The organism is Betaproteobacteria bacterium (assembly GCA_016720925.1).
GTDB lineage: Bacteria > Pseudomonadota > Gammaproteobacteria > Burkholderiales > Usitatibacteraceae > UKL13-2.
Genome location: JADKJR010000036.1, coordinates 179,134 through 197,052, shown reverse-complemented (window position 1 = coordinate 197,052; position 17,919 = coordinate 179,134). Strand labels below are relative to the sequence as shown.

15 protein-coding genes and 1 pseudogene are annotated in these 17,919 nt (G+C 59.0%); 5 read left to right on the top strand and 11 right to left on the bottom strand.

What is annotated here, in order from left to right; genetic code table 11:
* Positions 1–20: 20 nt before the first annotated feature.
* Complete coding sequence (locus IPP88_23720; protein ID MBL0125543.1) at positions 21–926, bottom strand: YncE family protein; 906 nt, start codon at positions 924–926, stop codon at positions 21–23.
* Between the two features lie 169 nt (positions 927–1,095).
* On the opposite strand from IPP88_23720, the gene IPP88_23715 reads away from it, so the two are divergent.
* Positions 1,096–1,656, top strand: a complete 561-nt coding sequence (locus tag IPP88_23715) for an NUDIX hydrolase (protein MBL0125542.1) — start codon at positions 1,096–1,098, stop codon at positions 1,654–1,656.
* 76 nt (positions 1,657–1,732) lie between these two features.
* Here IPP88_23715 and pdeM read toward each other — a convergent pair whose 3' ends face one another.
* From pdeM to IPP88_23690, 5 genes and pseudogenes are all read right to left on the bottom strand, one after another.
* On the bottom strand, positions 1,733–2,389 hold the full coding sequence (pdeM, locus tag IPP88_23710) for a ligase-associated DNA damage response endonuclease PdeM (protein MBL0125541.1): 657 nt from the start codon (positions 2,387–2,389) through the stop codon (positions 1,733–1,735).
* A 2-nt stretch (positions 2,390–2,391) separates the two neighbouring features.
* Positions 2,392–4,908 (bottom strand): ligase-associated DNA damage response DEXH box helicase, encoded by a 2,517-nt coding sequence (locus IPP88_23705; protein ID MBL0125540.1) that lies wholly within the window; start codon positions 4,906–4,908, stop codon positions 2,392–2,394.
* On the bottom strand, positions 4,898–5,833 hold the full coding sequence (locus IPP88_23700) for a histone deacetylase (protein MBL0125539.1): 936 nt from the start codon (positions 5,831–5,833) through the stop codon (positions 4,898–4,900). The genes IPP88_23705 and IPP88_23700 overlap by 11 nt, the downstream gene beginning before the upstream one ends.
* 171 nt (positions 5,834–6,004) lie before the next feature.
* Positions 6,005–6,442, bottom strand: coding sequence for a hypothetical protein (locus tag IPP88_23695; protein MBL0125538.1), 438 nt, complete (start codon positions 6,440–6,442; stop codon positions 6,005–6,007).
* Positions 6,443–6,454: 12 nt separating this feature from the next.
* Positions 6,455–7,685: pseudogene (locus IPP88_23690) on the bottom strand (polyhydroxyalkanoate depolymerase).
* 218 nt (positions 7,686–7,903) lie between these two features.
* On the opposite strand from IPP88_23690, the gene pip reads away from it, so the two are divergent.
* Entirely contained in the window at positions 7,904–8,878 is a 975-nt protein-coding gene (gene pip, locus IPP88_23685) for a prolyl aminopeptidase (protein MBL0125537.1), read from the top strand.
* 1 nt (position 8,879) lies between these two features.
* Complete coding sequence (locus tag IPP88_23680) at positions 8,880–9,344, top strand: hypothetical protein (GenBank protein ID MBL0125536.1); 465 nt, start codon at positions 8,880–8,882, stop codon at positions 9,342–9,344.
* 1,147 nt (positions 9,345–10,491) lie between these two features.
* Here IPP88_23680 and IPP88_23675 read toward each other — a convergent pair.
* A complete protein-coding gene (locus IPP88_23675) occupies positions 10,492–10,836 on the bottom strand; it encodes an FKBP-type peptidyl-prolyl cis-trans isomerase (GenBank protein ID MBL0125535.1) in 345 nt (114 codons plus the stop codon).
* 47 nt (positions 10,837–10,883) lie between these two features.
* Complete coding sequence (locus IPP88_23670) at positions 10,884–11,444, bottom strand: CoA pyrophosphatase (protein ID MBL0125534.1); 561 nt, start codon at positions 11,442–11,444, stop codon at positions 10,884–10,886.
* Between the two features lie 167 nt (positions 11,445–11,611).
* Here IPP88_23670 and maiA point away from each other — a divergent pair, with 167 nt between their 5' ends.
* Together maiA and IPP88_23660 are read left to right on the top strand one after the other, a co-directional pair.
* A complete protein-coding gene (gene maiA, locus IPP88_23665; GenBank protein ID MBL0125533.1) occupies positions 11,612–12,259 on the top strand; it encodes a maleylacetoacetate isomerase in 648 nt (215 codons plus the stop codon).
* A 157-nt stretch (positions 12,260–12,416) separates the two neighbouring features.
* Positions 12,417–12,920 (top strand): pilin, encoded by a 504-nt coding sequence (locus IPP88_23660; GenBank protein MBL0125532.1) that lies wholly within the window; start codon positions 12,417–12,419, stop codon positions 12,918–12,920.
* A 29-nt stretch (positions 12,921–12,949) separates the two neighbouring features.
* On the opposite strand, the gene IPP88_23655 is transcribed toward IPP88_23660, so the two are convergent.
* From IPP88_23655 to IPP88_23645, 3 genes are read right to left on the bottom strand one after another with little or no spacing between them, the layout of a single operon-like run.
* Positions 12,950–14,005, bottom strand: a complete 1,056-nt coding sequence (locus tag IPP88_23655; protein MBL0125531.1) for a 2-oxoacid:ferredoxin oxidoreductase subunit beta — start codon at positions 14,003–14,005, stop codon at positions 12,950–12,952.
* Positions 14,002–15,852, bottom strand: a complete 1,851-nt coding sequence (locus tag IPP88_23650; protein MBL0125530.1) for a 2-oxoacid:acceptor oxidoreductase subunit alpha — start codon at positions 15,850–15,852, stop codon at positions 14,002–14,004. Before IPP88_23650 ends, IPP88_23655 begins: the two co-directional genes overlap by 4 nt.
* Positions 15,852–17,690 (bottom strand): FAD-dependent oxidoreductase, encoded by a 1,839-nt coding sequence (locus IPP88_23645; protein ID MBL0125529.1) that lies wholly within the window; start codon positions 17,688–17,690, stop codon positions 15,852–15,854. The genes IPP88_23650 and IPP88_23645 overlap by 1 nt, the downstream gene beginning before the upstream one ends.
* Between the last annotated feature and the right edge of the window lie 229 nt (positions 17,691–17,919).

The window sequence follows — 17,919 nt, the reverse complement described above, 5'->3', positions numbered from 1 at the left end:
CGCCAATAGTCCAGGATGATTTACTTCCGCGCCGCATGTGAAATAAAATAAATGCCGTGCGGGCTTTTGCCCACCGGAATCTGTTTGATGATCTTCTTGGTTTCCATATCGACTACCGTTACTTTCTGGATCCAGCGCGATGTCACCCAGAGCTGCTTGCCATCTCGCGTGAGTTCCATGCAGTCCGGTCCGCCAGGTACCGGGATGGTATCGACGACAGACAGAGTGGCCTGATCGATCACGGCCAATGTATTCGACACGCGATTGCTGGCAAAAATCCGCCTGCCGTCGCCGAGCGGCAGAAAATTATGCGCGCCCTTGCCGGTGGTGATTTTCTTCACCGATTTTTGCGTGCGCCAGTCGATCACTTCGACGTAGTCCTCACCGGTCATGCCGACCAGCGCGTACTTGTCGTCCGGCGTGACCCAGACGCCAGCAGGCGTCTTGCCGGTTTTCATGCGCCACTTTATTGATTGTGTGGCGAGATCGATTCCCACCAGTTCGTCGGAGTCCTGCATCGTCACCAGTGCGGTGGTGCTGTTGGCGTCGAATGCCACATGACTCGGCGTCTTGGCGGTGGCGATGCGTTTCACCAGCGAAAAATCCGCGCCGTTGTAAATGTCGACACGATCAAGCCGATTGCTCACCGACACAAACCATTTCTTGTCGGGGCTGAAGCCGATCTGGTAAGGGTCGGAAATTTTTTCGACGCGTCGCTTGATTTCGCCCGAAAATGGATCGAGGAAAACCAGTTCGTTGGAGGCGGCGTTGGCGACAATCAGTAACTTGTCGTCCGGTGTTGCCATCAGATGATGCGGTTCCTTGCCGATCGGAAAGCGCTTGATTTCCGTCATCAAGTTTTTATCGATGACGCTGATGGTGCCTTCGCCGGAATTCAGTACCACGGCCAATTCAGCTTGCGCCATCGTGACGAAAAAACTGCTGGCGGCTACCAAACCAGCCGTTGCCAACTCCCGATAAAAATTCACAAATTATCCCTTGAAATCACATGGTTACAAAACCTTCCCATAGTAACATGCAGTGATCAAAAACTCTCCTTCGGACACGGTCAACTACCACGCGTAAACTGACACCATGTTCACCAATCCCGCTCCCCGTTTTTGCCAGCAATGCGGTTCCGCGAAGGTGGAATTGCGCATCCCCCACAGCGATGATCGCGAGCGCCATGTGTGTCCCGATTGTGGCCATATCCACTATCTGAATCCGAAGGTGGTCGTCGGTACCATTCCGGTGTGGGGTGATCAGGTTCTATTGTGCAAACGCGCCATCGAACCGCGTTACGGCTTGTGGACGTTGCCCGCAGGTTTCATGGAGGAAGGCGAGACACTCGAAGAAGGGGCGGCGCGTGAAACGCTGGAGGAAGCCAATGCACGCGTCACCATCGAGCAAATGTATGTCACGTTATCGCTGCCGGAAATCAGCCAGGTGTACGTGCTGTTCCGTGCGAAGCTCGATGATCTCGATTTCGGCCCGGGCGTGGAAAGCCTGGAAGTGAAATTATTCGATGAAGCGGACATTCCCTGGGACCAACTCGCTTTTCGCACCATTGATACGACACTGAAGCACTTTTTTGCGGATCGCAAGACGGGAGATTTTCCGGCGCATCTGGGGGCATTGCGCAGGCCGACAAAATAGACGCCTGCATCAAACTCAAGCACTGGCGCGCCTTCTGGCCACTTTTCGGCTTAAACACCTCGCCAGTGCTTGAGTTTCAAGTTCCGCAAGCTATTTCCACCACGGCCCCATCCACCATAACAAATACCCGGTCCCCCGCCGCTGGCTTCACGGAAAAAGTCCCGGTGAATTCGCCAAACGCCGGCAGAACGCAGACGTAAGCGCCAAACCAGAAGCACGGCAATCGCAGCGAATCACTGGCGGGACCATGCAGTGATACCGACGGGTGAATGTGTCCCGCCAGCACGTATCCGCGCAGGTCTGGCGCCGGATGATGCGAAAGACAGAACGGCCCGAGCGTTTCGCCCTCGTCCACGCAGTGGATATTCCATTCAGCCGGCGGATCGCCCGCGTGCGCATCGTGGTTTCCGCGCACGAGCCACATGTCACGCCCTGAATGAAGCGCGCGCCACGCGGCAAATCGTTCGAACGTCTCCTTTGCGCGGGCGTCTTTGCTGTGCAGGAAGTCGCCAAGAAATACAAGACGATCCGCGTTGGTCTTCTCCATGCACTCGTTTAGCCGCGCCAAAGCCGCTGTCGTGCTCCCAGGTGGCAAGGGGATTCCGGCAGCCCGAAATGCGGCAGCCTTGCCAAAATGCGCGTCGGCGACGAAGAGTGTGTTTTCACGCGGCCAGTACATTGCTTTCTCGGGCAGCAAGTGAAGTTTTTCGCCAGCCAGTTCGATCACTGCAATAGTCACACGCGCACCCCGTCAAATGCGAGTTGCATGCGTTGAATCCGATCGGCCAGTTTTTCGGACGTCAGCCTTTCGCGAAACCGTTCCACCATCAGCGGGAAACTGAACGGCGTTGGCCGGCTCGCTCGGATGATGGTGATGCGCTGCTTTTGCATCGCCGCCAGCGCTTCCTGCAAGCGCGCGAATTCCAGTTCGCGCTCCAGTACTTCACGCTGCGATTGTGAAAGCAGCGGATTGTGTGGGTCCCATTGCGCGAACACGTCGAAGATCAGGCCACTGGTGGCCTGCACCTGTTTATGCGTCTTGTTCGCGCCCGGAAAGCCCTGGAACACCAGTCCGGCCACGCGGGCAATTTCGCGGAAGTGGCGCTTGGATAACTCGGCTGCATTGAGACTTTGCAGGACCGTTTCCAGCAGACGATCCGTCGAGAGCAGCGCAGTGATGATTTCGCGATTGACCGCAAAGGGCGTAGCCGACAGCAACTCGAATCCATAGTCGTTCACCGAAAACGAAAACGTTGCCGGCTTGATTGTTCCCAGCCGGTATGAAAACAACGCACCCAGCCCAGTGTGAACGTGGCGTCCCGCAAACGGATACACGAAGATGTGATAGCCCTCATTGCTCTCGATCTGCTCAAAAAGCAACTCATTCATATCCGGCACACGCGAAACACCATGCTGCACTTTCAGCATGCGCGCAACGACCTGCATCTCCGGCTCGTGCGCGCGACCTTCGCGAAAATCCTTGAGCATCTCGCGCACGCCGGCGGCGAGCTGGCTCGACAGCGTCATCTTGCCGCCCGACCAGCGCGGCACCAGTTTCCGGTTCTGCGACGCGGGTTTCACGTAGGCGGTCATGTCGCGCACGCGGATCAGTTCCAGCGTGCGCCCGGCAAACGTGAACGCATCTCCCGACGACAGGCGCGCGATGAAACTCTCTTCCACATGTCCCAGTCTTGCGCCATTCATGAAACGCACGTCCATGCTGGCGTCCGAGACGATAGTGCCGATCGACATGCGGTGCCGGCGCGCAATGGCGGGATTGGGTACGCGGAAGCGATCCTCCAGTCCTGCGACCCATTCCACTTTGCGATATTCCGGGTAAGCCTTCAGCGCCTCGCCACCCTTGACGACGAAATCGAGCGCCCAGTTCCATTCTTCGCGCGTGAGATCGCGGTATGCGTGGCTGGTGCATACTTCATCGAACAATTCATCTTCAACGAATCCTTCACCCGCGGCGATAGTGACCAGATGCTGGACCAGTACATCCAGCGGCTTCTCGATTGCGCGCCGCGATTCAATCCGCCGTGCGTGCGCCGCGCGCCGCGCCGCGGCCGCTTCAATGAATTCGAATGCATGACTGGGCACACAGGTCACCCGCGAAACCCGTCCCGGGGAATGGCCCGAACGCCCTGCCCGCTGCAGCAATCGCGCCACGCCTTTCGCGCTGCCGATTTGCAGCACCCGTTCCACCGGCGAGAAATCCACGCCCAGATCAAGGCTTGACGTCGCGACCACGCACTTCAGCGTGCCCCGCTTCAATCCGGCTTCCACGTAGTCACGCACGTCCTTGTCGAGCGAACCGTGATGCAGCGCGATGTCGCCTGCCCATTCGGGTTTCGCTTCCAGCAAGGCTTGATACCACAACTCGGCCTGCGATCGCGTGTTGGTAAACACCAACGTGGTTCCGCCTGTCGCGGTGACGGATTCGATTTCACGCGCCACCTCGTTGACCATGGCAAAGCCGAGATGTCCCGCCCACGGAAATTTTTGTACGTCATCGGGAATCAGGGTGTCGATGATGATTTGCTTGTCACGAATGCCCTCGACCAATCTCCCATTTTCACCAACACCGCCACCAACCCCGGCCAGCAACACCGCCCGCGCTTCGTCAAGGTTACCCAGCGTCGCCGACAATCCCCACACGCGCAATCGTGGATTCCAGCGCCGCAGTCTCGCCAGCGCCAGTTCGGTCTGCACGCCTCGCTTGGTGCCCAGCAGTTCATGCCACTCATCGACGATCACCGCTTTCAGTGACGAGAGCGACTCGCGCCCGCCCGCCTGTGACAGCATCAGCGACAGACTCTCCGGCGTGGTAATCAGCGCACTGGGCATTTTGCGATTCTGTTTGGCGCGCTCGCTGCTCGATGTGTCCCCTGTACGGATGCCGACGGTCCACGCCACACCCATGCATTCCAGTGGCTTCAGCAGCGACTCACGGGTGTCTGCAGACAACGCGCGCATCGGCGTGATCCACAACACGGTCAAGGCCGGCGGCTTCGCATCAATCGCCTGATCGCGCATCCATTCCATCACCGGACCCAGCCACGCGGCGAGCGTTTTTCCGGTGCCGGTTGCGGAATGAATCAGGCCGCTTTCGCCGCGCTGATACGCGTTCCAGACTTCGTGTTGAAAGTCGAATGGCGCCCAGCCATTTGATGTAAACCAAGCATCCACGCGGCTCTCCAAGGCATTTCGGCCTGCAGGGCTCGCCAGTACTGGCGTTTCATCCAGCATGCGCAATGGCTTTGGACTGAGCGTTTGCGAAAAAAGAATGCGCGCGGCGAATGGTGTTCGCATGAATTTCGACCGTATCCACGATGTTTCGTGCATAGCCACCAGCCATCACAATCGCCGCCGGTGTCGCGTGGTGAAGGCATGCCGCAAACACCATTTCATCGCGCCGCAGCAATCCGCGTTTGGTCAGTTTCAAGCGGCCAAGACGATCATCCTCATATGGATCGGCCCCGGCCAGATAGATCACCAGCTGCGGCCGGGAACGCGCAAACGATTCCGTCAGGCCCGCCGACAATGCTGTCAGATATTCGGCGTCGGCGGTGTCATCCGCAAGATCGATATCGAGGTCGCTGGGAATTTTCCGCCGGAACGGATAGTTTTTCGCGCCGTGAATGGAGAACGTGAAGATGGAATTGTCGCTGGCAACAATCGACGCCGAGCCATTGCCCTGATGGACATCGCAATCGACAATCAGCACGCGCTCTACGGCTTCTTCAGCCTGCATCGCGCGCGCGGCGATGACGGCATCGTTGAACACGCAGAAGCCCTCGCCGCGGTCATGGAAGGCATGATGGGTACCACCGGCCAAATTCGCGGCCACACCGTCCCGCATTGCCGCACGGCAGGCGGCAATGGTGGCGCCAGACGAACGTTTCGATCGCTCCACCATCTCGCGAGACCACGGAAAGCCGATGGCGCGAATCTCGGCCGGCGTAAGCGCCCCGCCTTCCATGCGCTGCACATAGTCGGCGCCATGTGCACGCGTAAGTTCAGTGAAAGTGGCGGCTTCAGGGACTTCGAAATCCGTGGCCGGAAAGTCACCGCTCTTCACCAGCGCCTCTCGAAGCATCTTGTATTTTTCCATCGGGAACCGATGGCCAGGCGGCAGAGGTAACACAAACTCATCGCAATAGAACAGCTTCATGCTTGCATTCTACTGTTGCCATGCAAACGGCCCGGTGTGAATGCGTATTGCCGTTTTTCACGGCTGCGGCCAAGTTGCCGCGAGGCGATGTCGATTCGCGGGCGCGGAAACTGCCGCCAAATCAATGGGCCGGGATTCCGTCCACACGAAAACAGGGGGAACCGGACGTCCTTACCGCCGCGTTTTTTTCGGCGTCTCGCGCGGCGCAGGGGCCGGATCTTTTTTTGCCGCTTTCGGCGCGTCGGGCTGCTGCATCATGTTGAACGCCCACAACGCCGGATTCATGGCCCCCGCCATCTTGGTGAGTTCTTCCATGTTCGGCGCCTGCGCCTGCGCAGGCTGCGCGGCCTTTTTATCGGCAAAGGTGTTCAACAACGATTGCTGATACCTCATGGTCTGCAGCGACAACTCAATCATGCCGGTCGTGGCCTTCAGCCATGAATGCACGGTCTCAAGTTCGCTGATCTTGCGCTCCAGCTCTTTGGGGTCAAGCATGGCGAACATCGGCGACGCGGGTGACGTCGGCACCGCAGGTGTTGTGCCGGGCGGCGTAAACATCGACTGGAATAGCGCGAAATAGTCCGGCGCGCCTGGAGGTGGATTCGACATGGGAGGCCCCCGTTAGTTGTACTTGCGGATGAACTCGCGAACCCTGGGATAGATAATTTCGCGATATTTGCGGCCGCTGAAAATGCCATAGTGACCCACGGCCGGCGCGGTGAAATGTTGACGCCGCGCGGCCGGAAGACCGGTGCATAACGTATGCGCGGCCTGGGTCTGGCCGCTGCCGGATATGTCGTCCAGTTCGCCCTCGATGGTGAAAAAGGGCCGTCTTCTTGATGGCCGCCGGAGTAACGCGCTCGCCGGCCACATCCAGAATTCCGCGCGCAAGGCTTTGCTTCTGGAATACCCGGACAATCGTATCCAGATAATATTCGGCCGGAAGATCCATCACGGCATTGTATTCATCGTAAAAACGCCGGTGCGCTTCCGCGCTCTCGCCGTCGCCTTCCACCAGATGGTTGTAATAATCGTGATGCGATTCAAGGTGGCGTTCCGGATTCATGGCGATGAAGCCGGTCAGTTGCAGGAAACCGGGATACACGCGCCGCATCGCGCCGGGATATTTGACAGGCACCCGCTGGATCACATGCTGCTCAAACCAGGACAGCGGACGGCGCGTGGCAAAATCGTTGACCGACGTCGGATTACTTTGGGTATCGATCGGCCCGCCCATCATGGTCATGCTCTTCGGCAATGTCTCGCCGTGCGCAGCCATCAGGGAGATCGCCGCCAGCACCGGCACGGTCGGTTGGCATACCGAAATCACGTGTATGTTGCCACCATCCTGTTGCTGCATGAAACGGACAAACTCCTGCACGTAGGCGACGTAATCGTCGAAGTGAAACGCGCCTTCGCTAAAAGGCACGCCGCGCGCATCCTTCCAGTCTGTGATGGTGACATCGTGATGTGAAAGCATGGTGCGCACGGTATCGCGCAGCAGAGTGGCATAGTGGCCGGAAAGGGGCGCGAAGATCAGCACCTTTGGCTCGTTCTTGATCGCGCGACTTTTCCTGAAATGCAGCAGCTGGCAAAACGGTTTGTCGAGCAGGACTTCTTCATGAATCTCGGCCTGGTGACCGCCGACGTCAACATGCGTGATACCAAATTCCGGACGCCCGTAGCGTTTGGTCAACCGAAGCATCAGGTCAAAGCCGGCACCAAGTTTGTTTGCATTTGGCGCGAAAGATAGCAGTGAGTACGGGCTCTTCAGACTATCCGAACTCGCTTGCGCCCACCAGCGCCAGGGTTCCATGACGGCGCGCTGCAATTCATGAACTTGATACAGCATTCTGATTCTCCCGAAGTGCCCCCTGCAATGCGCTCAATGCCCTGAATTCGGACATTTTTCTTTTGAATATGACGATGACAATACACTATTTTAGTGCACTGCAACAAACCGCTTTCATTGACGCCGGTCAATTATTGTGAGGTGCTGTTGTCGGCGTGCCGGTACCTGCAAACACAGTTTCTGCTACGCTTGCGACTTACTTTCCAACGAAATCCTTCATGTACGCTGATTCCCCAGCCGCGATCAAGACAGACTTTTACCCGCCCGTCGAACCTTACCACTCGGCCTTGTTGCCGCTTGACGCCATTCACACCATGTATTTCGAGCAGTCAGGCAATCCCAATGGCGTGCCGGTACTGTTTTTGCATGGCGGCCCCGGCGCGGGCGCATCGGCATCGCACCGGCAGTTTTTCGATCCGGCGTTCTACCGCATCGTGATATTTGACCAGCGCGGCGCCGGCCGCTCGCTCCCGCTTGGGGAGTTGCGCGATAACACGACGCCGCACCTGATTGCGGACATGGAAACCCTCCGGAAGCACTTGGGCATAGAACGCTGGATGGTATTCGGCGGCTCGTGGGGTTCCACACTGGCAATTGCCTATGCGGAGCATCATCCCGAACGCAGCATGGCTTTGATCCTGCGCGGCATTTTTCTCTGCCGCCAGTCGGAAATAGACTGGTTCCTGTATGGCCTGAAACATGTTTTTCCCGAAGCATGGCGGAAATTTTCCGGCCACCTCCCGGAACATCAACACGGCGATATCCTGAAATGTTATTACAGGCTGCTGTCAAACCCTGATCCGGCGATTCATCTCCCGGCCGCACGGGTGTGGAGCGTCTATGAAGGCTCGTGTTCCACCTTGCTGCCAAACGAAGTGGTGGTTGCCAATTTCGGCTCGGATCGCGTGGCCCTGGGACTGGCACGCATCGAGGCGCACTATTTCATGAATAACATTTTCCTCCCGGAAAACTTCTTGATGGACCATGTCGGCCGCATACGCCATATTCCGACCACCATCGTTCAGGGGCGCTACGACGTGGTGTGTCCCATCGTGTCAGCCGATGATCTGGTGCAGGCCTTCCCGGAAGCGGCCTATCACATCATCAACGACGCCGGTCACTCGGCTTTCGAATCGGGAACCCGGGCGAAACTGATCGAGACGATGGAAAGACTGAAGGTCAGGTTTTCGTAGCATGCCCAAGTTCCTGAAGGCGGTGCGCCTCGACAATTCCGACGCAGAACTCTACCGGCAAGGTGGTGCCTGCGACGAAGACGAATGGGTGACATCGGGTGGTTTCGCGGTTTGCAATTTGGCGCAAGGCTACCGCTGCGATCCGCCCTGCCATTGCGATGCCTCGTTTCTTTCACTCACCCGGCACGCGCGCTGCACGCTTGCCGAGGTCGTCGAAGTTGATGCAGCCGACATCGAGATTTTCAGGGACCAGATGACGCAGCACCTGCTGTTCGACTGGAAAGCACCGGACTATGAGACGGCGCGCGAGCTGGCGGAGGAAGAAATCAACTACACCGTGGATCTCGCCGGCGGTTTTCCGGCGAGAGTGTGGATCACGGTGAAGCGATCGCCGGGGTCGGATGGAGCAATTGAAGAAAAATATGATCTGTATCAGCGTTTGCAGGTGGGGTCGCACAAGGTGTGAACTCGGCGAACACATGCGCAAAGTGCGCGACGCTATACGACTCGGCGCAGAAAGTAATACTTCGGCGAATTGCCTTGTAGCGGAAACTTTCCCGGCGACAGATAATCGTCTGTGCGAGGACGGTTGCAACCCCATTTCAAGAGCCCCGCCGCTGTGCCGCCCGGGTCTGCGATGAAAACCCCCGTAAGCCGCCTATTTTCCTTGTGGCGTGTGGCACCCACGGCGGAGCGCGCGACCGCACCTCGGCCGACTGCGCCCGCCCCCGATCCCGTTTCTGCCGTCACCCGGCCCGGGCGCGGCGGCTGTCTGCACTCGCGCGCCGGCTCCTTGTTTTGGTGTGCTCGCCTTGGTGGCGCGCCCCGACGTGGATCGTCACGCCTCGAGCCCAACTCGAACCGCTCGTGTGCGCGGCGCGCGGCGTGCGCGGCGGTGCCTCCGGCCTCGCGCGCCTGCCGGGGCGGTGGGCGCCGCCTCGGGGTCCCGCACCCTCCCGCGGCTTGTGCGGCGTGGCCGGCGCGCCACGCCCCTTGGGACGCCCCCTCCCCCCCCTCCCGCCCCCCCCCCCCCCCCCCCCCCCCCCCCCCCCCCCCCCCCCCCCGCCCCCTCCCCCCCCTCCCCCCCCCCCCCCCCCCCCCCGCGGGCCGCGGCGGGGGGGGGGCCGTCCCCCGCCGCGGGGGGCCCCCCCTGGCGGGCCTTCGCGCCGGGTGGTCTTCGTGAGGCCCTCCCGGTTGGGGGGGGGGGCCGCGGGCCGGGGGCCCGGCGTGGGGGTCCGTCTTCGGGGGGGGCGGGGGAACTCCTCCATCCCTTTCGGGGGGGGGCCGTTCTTTCCGCTTCGTCCCCCCCCGCCCCCCCCCCCTCCTCCCCCCCCCCTCCCCCCCCCTCTTCTTTCCCCTCCCCCCCTCCCCTCTCCCTCCCCCCCTCCCCGCCGCCGCCTCCTTCGCTCGCCCCCCCCCCCCTTCCTTCTCCTCCGGGGGGCCCCGCCCCTCCCCCCCCCCCCCCCGCCCCGCCCCCCCCCCGCCCCGCCCCCCCCCCCCCCCCCCCCCCCCCCCCCCCCCCCCCCCCCCCCCCCCCCCCCCCCCCCCCGCCCGCCCCCCCCCCCCCCCCCCCCCCCCCCCCCGCCCCCCCCCCCCCCCCCCCCCCCCCAAAATCAGCCCCAGCAATCAACTTCAAACAATAGCGTCGCATTTGGCGGAATCACGCCGCCCGCACCGCGTGCACCATAGCCAAGTTCCGGCGGGATCACAAGCCGCCGCGTGCCGCCAATTTTCATGCCGGCCACGCCTTCATCCCAGCCGCGGATGACTTGTCCGCCGCCAAGCGGAAACTGGAATGGCTGACCGCGATCCTTGCTGGAGTCGAACTTGGCGCCGGCTTCACCATTGGTGTAAAGCCAGCCGGTGTAGTGGACCGATACGTGGTTGCCCTTGATTGCCTCGGCCCCTTCGCCGGGAACCGTATCTTCGTATTGCAGTCCGCTGGGAGTGGTGTTCATGTTGCTTCCTTTGTGGTGGGTTTATAGACAAAAATGATGCGTAATTATCAGCCGGAATCCAGCGAATGACGTATAGGCTCACCAACCATTCGGCCTTGCGCCGCACCGAGCACACGCGTCAGGGTGACCAGCATTCCGGCGGTAGCGCCCCAGATGTATCGGTGACCGTAGGGAAGCGCGTAGTAACTGCGCATGCGGCCCTTGTACATGGCGGTTTCGAGGTGATGGTTATTGAGGTCGGTCAGAAATTCGAATGGCACTTCAAAGCACTCTTCCACCTCGGTGGGATCCGGCCGATATGCGACCGGTGGCTCGAGCCAGCCCACGACAGGCGTGATGAGATATCCCGTGCCTGTGGTGTACTGCGGAATGGTGCCGATGATCTCGATGCGGTTTGCGTCAACACCGGTTTCTTCTTCGGCTTCCCGCAACGCCGTGTGCAGGGGATCGCGATCATCCGCTTCCACGCGTCCACCGGGAAAACAGATTTGCCCGGCGTGATCGGTAAGGTGGGCGGTGCGTTGGGTAAAGAGCACGGTTGGCGCATCAACCTGATTGATGACAAGGATGAGCACGGCGGCAGGCTTGAGTGATTTCCCCGCGTGCATTTGCACGGCGGATTCGCCATCATCGCTGAATGCGCCGTCCCCGCTCGCCGCCAACGTGTGGCTATGCGCAAGCCACGATGCCAGCGCGTCGCGGGAAATCCTGGTCGCACTTGCGGATTGGTTTGGCAGACTATAATCGTGCATCCCGGAATTATAATCGCGCACCCATGATCGTCTACGAATACTTCCGCTCTTCCGCCGCATATCGCCTGCGAATCGCGCTCAATCTCAAGGGCCTGGATCCCGAGCGGCGTTACATTCACCTTGCCAATGGCGAACAGCGGAAAGACGCCTACAAAGCCATCAATCCGCAGGCGCTGGTGCCGTATCTGGTCGACGGTGAATTCACGCTCGGTCAATCGCTGGCGATCATCGAGTATCTGGATGAGACCCATCCCGAGCCGCCTTTGCTGCCCACGGATGTCATGCCGCGCGCGTGGGTTCGATCCGTTGCACAAATGATCGCGTGCGACATTCATCCGCTGAACAACACGCGAGTCCTCAGCTACCTTTCGGACGAATTGAAGATAAGCGATGAACAGAAGAATCGCTGGTATTGCCACTGGATTGCCGAGGGGTTCACGGCGCTCGAAAAAATACTCGCGGACCGCAAAATCCAAAGCACTTTCTGCCTCGGTGAAACACCGACGCTCGCCGACATCTGCCTGATCCCGCAAGTGGCCAACGCCAATCGATTCAAGTGTGCGCTGGAAGGTTTTCCGAAAATCGTCGGCATCTATCAGCACGCGATGAAGCTGTCGGCGTTCAATGATGCGCAGCCATCGAAGCAGCCGGATTTTCCGAAAACAGTTTAGCGGCAGTAAACTCAAGCACTGGCGCGGCTTTTCGGCCGTTTTTGTCCGGAACGCCGCGCCAGTTCTTGAGTTTGATGCTCCGGCCATGGCGGGCGGTCTGGCAAAGTTTTTCGACCGCGCAATGCCATCCGAATGTCGCTGCCGGTATCATTGCCGAATGCAAAAATCCGCCTTTCAGCCCACGCTAACCGCGCGAGGATTCACTCTCATCGAAGTGGTGATCGTTATGGCGATCATCGCGATCCTCGCGCTGATGACGATACCGATGTTCTTTGCCAAGATCCCGCGCGAGCAAGTCGAAGAAAGTCTTCCCTTGGCCAGGATCGCCAAAGACAAAGTAGCCAACTATTACAAGGAAAGAGGTGCGCTTCCGGCCAACAACGAAGCGGCTGAATTGCCGGACGGCAAAGCAATCATCGGCAACTACGTTTCGGCTGTTACCGTAACCGATGGCGCTGTCACGATGACTTTCCGCGCGGACGCCAACGGCAAGATTGCCGGCAAGCGCCTGACCTGGCGCCCCGCCGTGAGTATCAAGGGCGGCCAACTGGTGCCCGTCGCATGGGTTTGCGCGGGCAAGAAAGTTCCAGATGGCATGGATGTTGGCGGAACAAACGTGACCGACGCCCCGAAGGACGTACTGCCGGTCGAGTGCAGATAGGCAGTCAGTCTTCCCGGCCGTCGAAGGTTCTAACGCAAACCCGCGTTCAATTTATCCAGCGCCGCGCTTCCCGGACACAACTCCGCTTCATTCATGCGATTGAACGCGCCCGGCCGGGTGTTCAGATGCACATGCAAATCCTGCGGTTCCGCATCCACATACAACAGGCCCGTGACGATTTCACCTTGCGCTTGGCGCTCCTGGATGTAATTCATCGCCGCGACACGATTGGTCGGATCGTAACTTTCGTGCAACTTGCGCAACAGCAACGTACTGCCATCGTGCTGACGAACCGCGGTGACTTCACCTTTGCCATAGTCGACGGTAATTTCGCTGCGCAGCGGAATGAAGTCCAGGCGATTCACGGCTTCGTTGTGCTCGCGAATGTAGTCATAGCTCTTGGTGCTGCCGGCGTGATTGTTAAACGCCACACAGGGGCTGACGACGTCGATAAACGCCGCGCCCTGATGCTCGATGGCTGCCTTGATCAGCGGCACCAGCTGCTGCTTGTCGCCGCTGAAACTGCGCCCGACAAACGTAGCGCCCAATTGCAACGCGAGCGACGCGAGATCGATCGGCGAATCGCGATTGACCACCCCGCGCTTGGACTTGGATCCCTGATCGGCCGTGGCCGAAAACTGTCCCTTGGTCAAACCGTAGACGCCGTTATTTTCAACGATGTACGTCATGTTCACGCCGCGGCGCATTACGTGAGCGAACTGTCCCAGGCCGATCGAGGCGGAATCGCCGTCACCGGAAACGCCCAGGTAAAGCAGTTCGCTATTGGCCAGATTGGCGCCCGTAAGCACCGATGGCATGCGGCCATGAACCGTATTGAAGCCGTGGGAATTGCCAAGAAAATAGGTGGGCGTTTTCGACGAGCAGCCGATGCCGGACAGCTTCGCGACGCGATGCGGCTCGATGTCCAGTTCCCAGCAAGCCTGGATGATGGCTGCCGAAATCGAATCATGGCCGCAACCGGCGCAAAGTGTGGAAACAGTGCCCTCATAATCGCGACGCGTGTAGCCGACATTGTTGAGGGCGAGTGTTGGATGATGCAGCTTGGGTTTGGCGATAAAAGTCATTCTGCGGAACCTCCATGCACGGTCTTTCTCATTGGCGTGACCTTGAGTGCCGTCGCCATCTGGGAAACTTCCTTGACAATAAAGCGTGCCGTGATCGGGGTGCCATCGTAGTGCAGCACCGGGATTAACTTGGCCGGGTCAATATTGAGTTCCGCCACCAGCAGCGTCCGCAATTGCCCATCGCGATTCTGCTCGACGACAAATACCTGATCGTGCGACGCAATGAAGTCTGTCACGGCGTGACTGAACGGAAACGCAAGAATACGCAGCGTGTCGACATATACACGGCTGGACTCAAGCATTTCCATGGCCTCGGACATGGCCGGACTGGTGGATCCGTAAAAGATCACCCCCAGCTTTGACTTGTGCGACCCTTGCTGAACGACCGGTTGCGGGACAAGTTCTTTTGCGGTTTCAAACTTTCGCAGCAATCGCGACATGTTGTCGACATAGTCGATTCCGGATTCGCTGTATTTGGCGTAACGATCACGGCTGGTACCACGGGTGAAGTAGGCGCCCTTGGTGGGGTGCGTGCCAGGATACGTACGGAAGGGAATTCCGTCACCGTCTACATCGAGATATCGGCCGAACACCTTACCGTTTTCCAGATCATCGTGCGTCATGACCTTGCCCCGGTCATACGCGCGCTTGTCATCCCAGGCGAAGGGTTTGCACAGCCGCTGGTTCATGCCGATATCCAGATCGGTCATGACGAAAATCGGCGTTTGCAAACGGTCGGCGAGATCCAGTGCCGTAGCCGACATTTCAAAACACTCGTAAGGATCTTCAGGAAACAGCAGCACATGTTTGGTGTCGCCATGCGAAGCATACGCACAGGACAGCACGTCGGACTGCTGCGTGCGCGTCGGCATGCCGGTGGACGGGCCACCCCGCTGCACATTGATGATCGTCACCGGAATCTCGGCGAAATAGGCGAGCCCGATGAATTCCTGCATGAGTGATACGCCCGGGCCGGATGTTGCCGTGAACGATCGTGCGCCGTTCCACCCCGCTCCAACCACCATGCCGATCGATGCCAGCTCATCTTCGGCCTGCACGATGGCAAACTTGTTCTTGCCGGTTTCGGCGTCGACACGATATTTCTGGCACCACTTGGCAAACGCTTCGGCAATGGAGGATGACGGGGTGATCGGGTACCAGGCGCAGACTGAGGCCCCGCCATACACACAGCCGAGCGCCGCGGCGCTGTTGCCCTCGATAAAAATCCGGTCGCCTACAAAATCGCGCCGCTCCACCTTGAGGCCAACGGGTTTGAAATGCGCCGTTGCATAATCGCGGCCGAGGCGCAGCGCTTTTTTGTTGGAATCCAGCAGGCGTTCCTTGCCTTTGTATTGCTCGCTGAACAGCTTTTCGATTTCCGTGTGCTCAATACCCAGAAGGAACGCGAGCGCACCAAGATAAACGATGTTCTTCATTAACTGCCGCTCGCGCGCGTCGACGTAAGTCGAATTGCTGATTTCCGTCAACGGCATGCCGATGACATTGACGTCCTCACGAAACCGTGATGCCGGCAAAGACTTCGCATTGTCGAAGAAAAGGTAACCGCCTGGCTCAAGTTCCTTGACGTCGCCGTCCCAGGTCTGCGGGTTCATCGCCACCATGAAGTCCACGCCGCCGCGGCGGCCCAGATGGCCTTTCTCGGTGACTCGTACTTCGTACCAGGTCGGCAATCCCTGGATGTTCGACGGGAAGATATTGCGCGGGCTGACCGGCACGCCCATGCGAATAATGGCCTTTGCAAATAGCTCATTGGCCGACGCGGAACCTGAACCGTTGACGTTGGCGAACTTGACGACGAAATCGTTGACAGCGGATAGTGGTTTCATTATTCGGCTGCCTCGCGAATCGGCTCAGGTGCGGGCTTCTTTCGACAGCCCGGCCCCGCCTGAGTGGTATTCAACAGAAATTTTTGCATGTCCCACGCACCGGTTGGACAACGTTCCGCGCAAAGGCCGCAGTGCAGGCAAACGTCTTCGTCCTTGGCCATGATTCGTCCGGTTTTAACGACGTCCGAGACGTATATATCCTGCGTGAGATTGAGTGCCGGCGCACTGAGGTGGGCACGAAGATCACCCTCCTCGGCATTCACGGTAAACGTAATGCAGTCCATCGGGCAAATGTCCACACAGGCATCGCATTCGATGCAAAGGCGTGGCGTGAAAACGGTCTGCACATCGCAATTCAGACAGCGCTGCGCTTCCGCGAAGGCGAGTTTGCGATCAAATCCGAGTTCAACTTCGACCTTGATGCTTTTCAATGCAATCGAGGTTTCCTTGAGGGGAACCTTGTATCGCAGGTCATTGGTGATGTCGTTATCGTAACTCCACTCGTGGATACCCATCTTCTGGCTCAGCAGATGCACCATCGGCGGCGGACGAACGGCAACATCTTCGCCCTGGCAGAATTTATCGATGGAGATGGCCGCTTCGTGGCCATGCGCAACGGCCCATATGATGTTCTTCGGGCCAAATGCGGCATCGCCGCCGAAAAACACCTTGGGCAGCGACGACTGGTGGGTAATCTTGTCCACGACTGGCATATTCCACTCGTCAAATTCAAGACCCAGGTCGCGCTCGATCCACGGAAACGAATTCTCCTGTCCCACCGCGACCAGCACGTCGTCGCACGCAAAATGCACATCTGGTTCGCCCGTCGGAACCAGTTTGCGACGGCCCTTGTCGTCTTTTTTCGGCGCGACTTTTTCGAAGGTCACTCCGGTAAGCTTGCCGTTGTCGTGCGTGAATGCCTTGGGCACCAGAAAGTTGTGAATCGGGATGCCTTCGTGCTGGGCGTCTTCCTTTTCCCAGGGCGATGCCTTCATTTCGTCGAAGCCGGAACGCACGATCACCTTGACGTCATCGCCACCCAGACGGCGCGAGGAACGGCAGCAATCCATCGCAGTGTTGCCACCACCTAGAACGACTACACGCTTGCCTATTTTGGAAATATGTCCGAATGACACACTGGCCAGCCAGTCGATGCCGATGTGAATGTTGGCGGCGGCTTCCTTGCGCCCCGGAACATCGAGATCGCGCCCGCGTGGTGCACCCGAGCCGACGAACACGGCATCGAAGCCCTGCGTCAGCAATTGTTTGAGACTTTCGATGCGGTGACCGCTCTTGAATTCCACACCAAGGTCGAGGATATAACCGACTTCCTCGTCGATCACCGATTCGGGCAAACGGAATTTGGGAATCTGGCTGCGTATCATGCCGCCAGCGCGGGCATCGCCATCGAACACCGTGACGTGATAGCCATGCGGCGTCAAGTCACGCGCGACCGTGAGTGATGCCGGTCCGGCACCAACGCAGGCGATACGCTTACCGTTTTTCTTGGCCGCGGGTTTCGGCAAACGCGGACGAATATCGTCCTTGTTATCCGCGGCGACACGCTTCAGGCGGCAAATCGCCACCGGCTCCGGTTTCTCGGCGTTCTTTTCCTCGACGCGGCCACGGCGGCACGCCGGCTCGCAGGGACGGTCACAGGTGCGCCCAAGGACCCCGGGGAAAACATTGGAATTCCAGTTGACCATATACGCATCACTGTAGCGGCCGGCAGCGATCAAGCGTATATATTCGGGGACGGGGGTGTGGGCGGGGCATGCCCACTGACAATCGACGACTTTATGAAAATAGTCGGGGCGGCCTATATCGGTCGGCTTCAACAGACTTCTCCAATTCACGGTGGACAGCAGCGGTTCCCTTCATCCGTCCGATTGCCTTTGCTGGCTTCTGGTAGCCGGAGAACACGCTAGATGGGACGCATGGTACAGGCAGCGATTTTACTTGGAAAGCGCCATGTGTGCTGCGGTGCAGCAGATGAATGTCCGAATTGTGATGGCTAGTGTCGCGACTTAAGAATTTCGATACAAGATGAAACCGATGGATTTTCTC

Excerpts from the sequence above, each read along its gene's own strand:
- IPP88_23720 (MBL0125543.1), bottom strand. The coding sequence starts at position 926 with ATGGCGCAAGCTGAATTGGCCGTGGTACTGAATTCCGGCGAAGGCACC.
- IPP88_23675 (MBL0125535.1), bottom strand. The coding sequence starts at position 10,836 with ATGAACACCACTCCCAGCGGACTGCAATACGAAGATACGGTTCCCGGC.
- IPP88_23700 (MBL0125539.1), bottom strand. The coding sequence starts at position 5,833 with ATGAAGCTGTTCTATTGCGATGAGTTTGTGTTACCTCTGCCGCCTGGC.
- IPP88_23715 (MBL0125542.1), top strand. The coding sequence starts at position 1,096 with ATGTTCACCAATCCCGCTCCCCGTTTTTGCCAGCAATGCGGTTCCGCG.
- IPP88_23655 (MBL0125531.1), bottom strand. The coding sequence starts at position 14,005 with ATGACTTTTATCGCCAAACCCAAGCTGCATCATCCAACACTCGCCCTC.
- IPP88_23660 (MBL0125532.1), top strand. The coding sequence starts at position 12,417 with ATGCAAAAATCCGCCTTTCAGCCCACGCTAACCGCGCGAGGATTCACT.
- maiA (MBL0125533.1), top strand. The coding sequence starts at position 11,612 with ATGATCGTCTACGAATACTTCCGCTCTTCCGCCGCATATCGCCTGCGA.
- IPP88_23650 (MBL0125530.1), bottom strand. The coding sequence starts at position 15,852 with ATGAAACCACTATCCGCTGTCAACGATTTCGTCGTCAAGTTCGCCAAC.
- IPP88_23670 (MBL0125534.1), bottom strand. The coding sequence starts at position 11,444 with ATGCACGCGGGGAAATCACTCAAGCCTGCCGCCGTGCTCATCCTTGTC.
- IPP88_23695 (MBL0125538.1), bottom strand. The coding sequence starts at position 6,442 with ATGTCGAATCCACCTCCAGGCGCGCCGGACTATTTCGCGCTATTCCAG.
- IPP88_23705 (MBL0125540.1), bottom strand. The coding sequence starts at position 4,908 with ATGCTGGATGAAACGCCAGTACTGGCGAGCCCTGCAGGCCGAAATGCC.
- pip (MBL0125537.1), top strand. The coding sequence starts at position 7,904 with ATGTACGCTGATTCCCCAGCCGCGATCAAGACAGACTTTTACCCGCCC.
- IPP88_23680 (MBL0125536.1), top strand. The coding sequence starts at position 8,880 with ATGCCCAAGTTCCTGAAGGCGGTGCGCCTCGACAATTCCGACGCAGAA.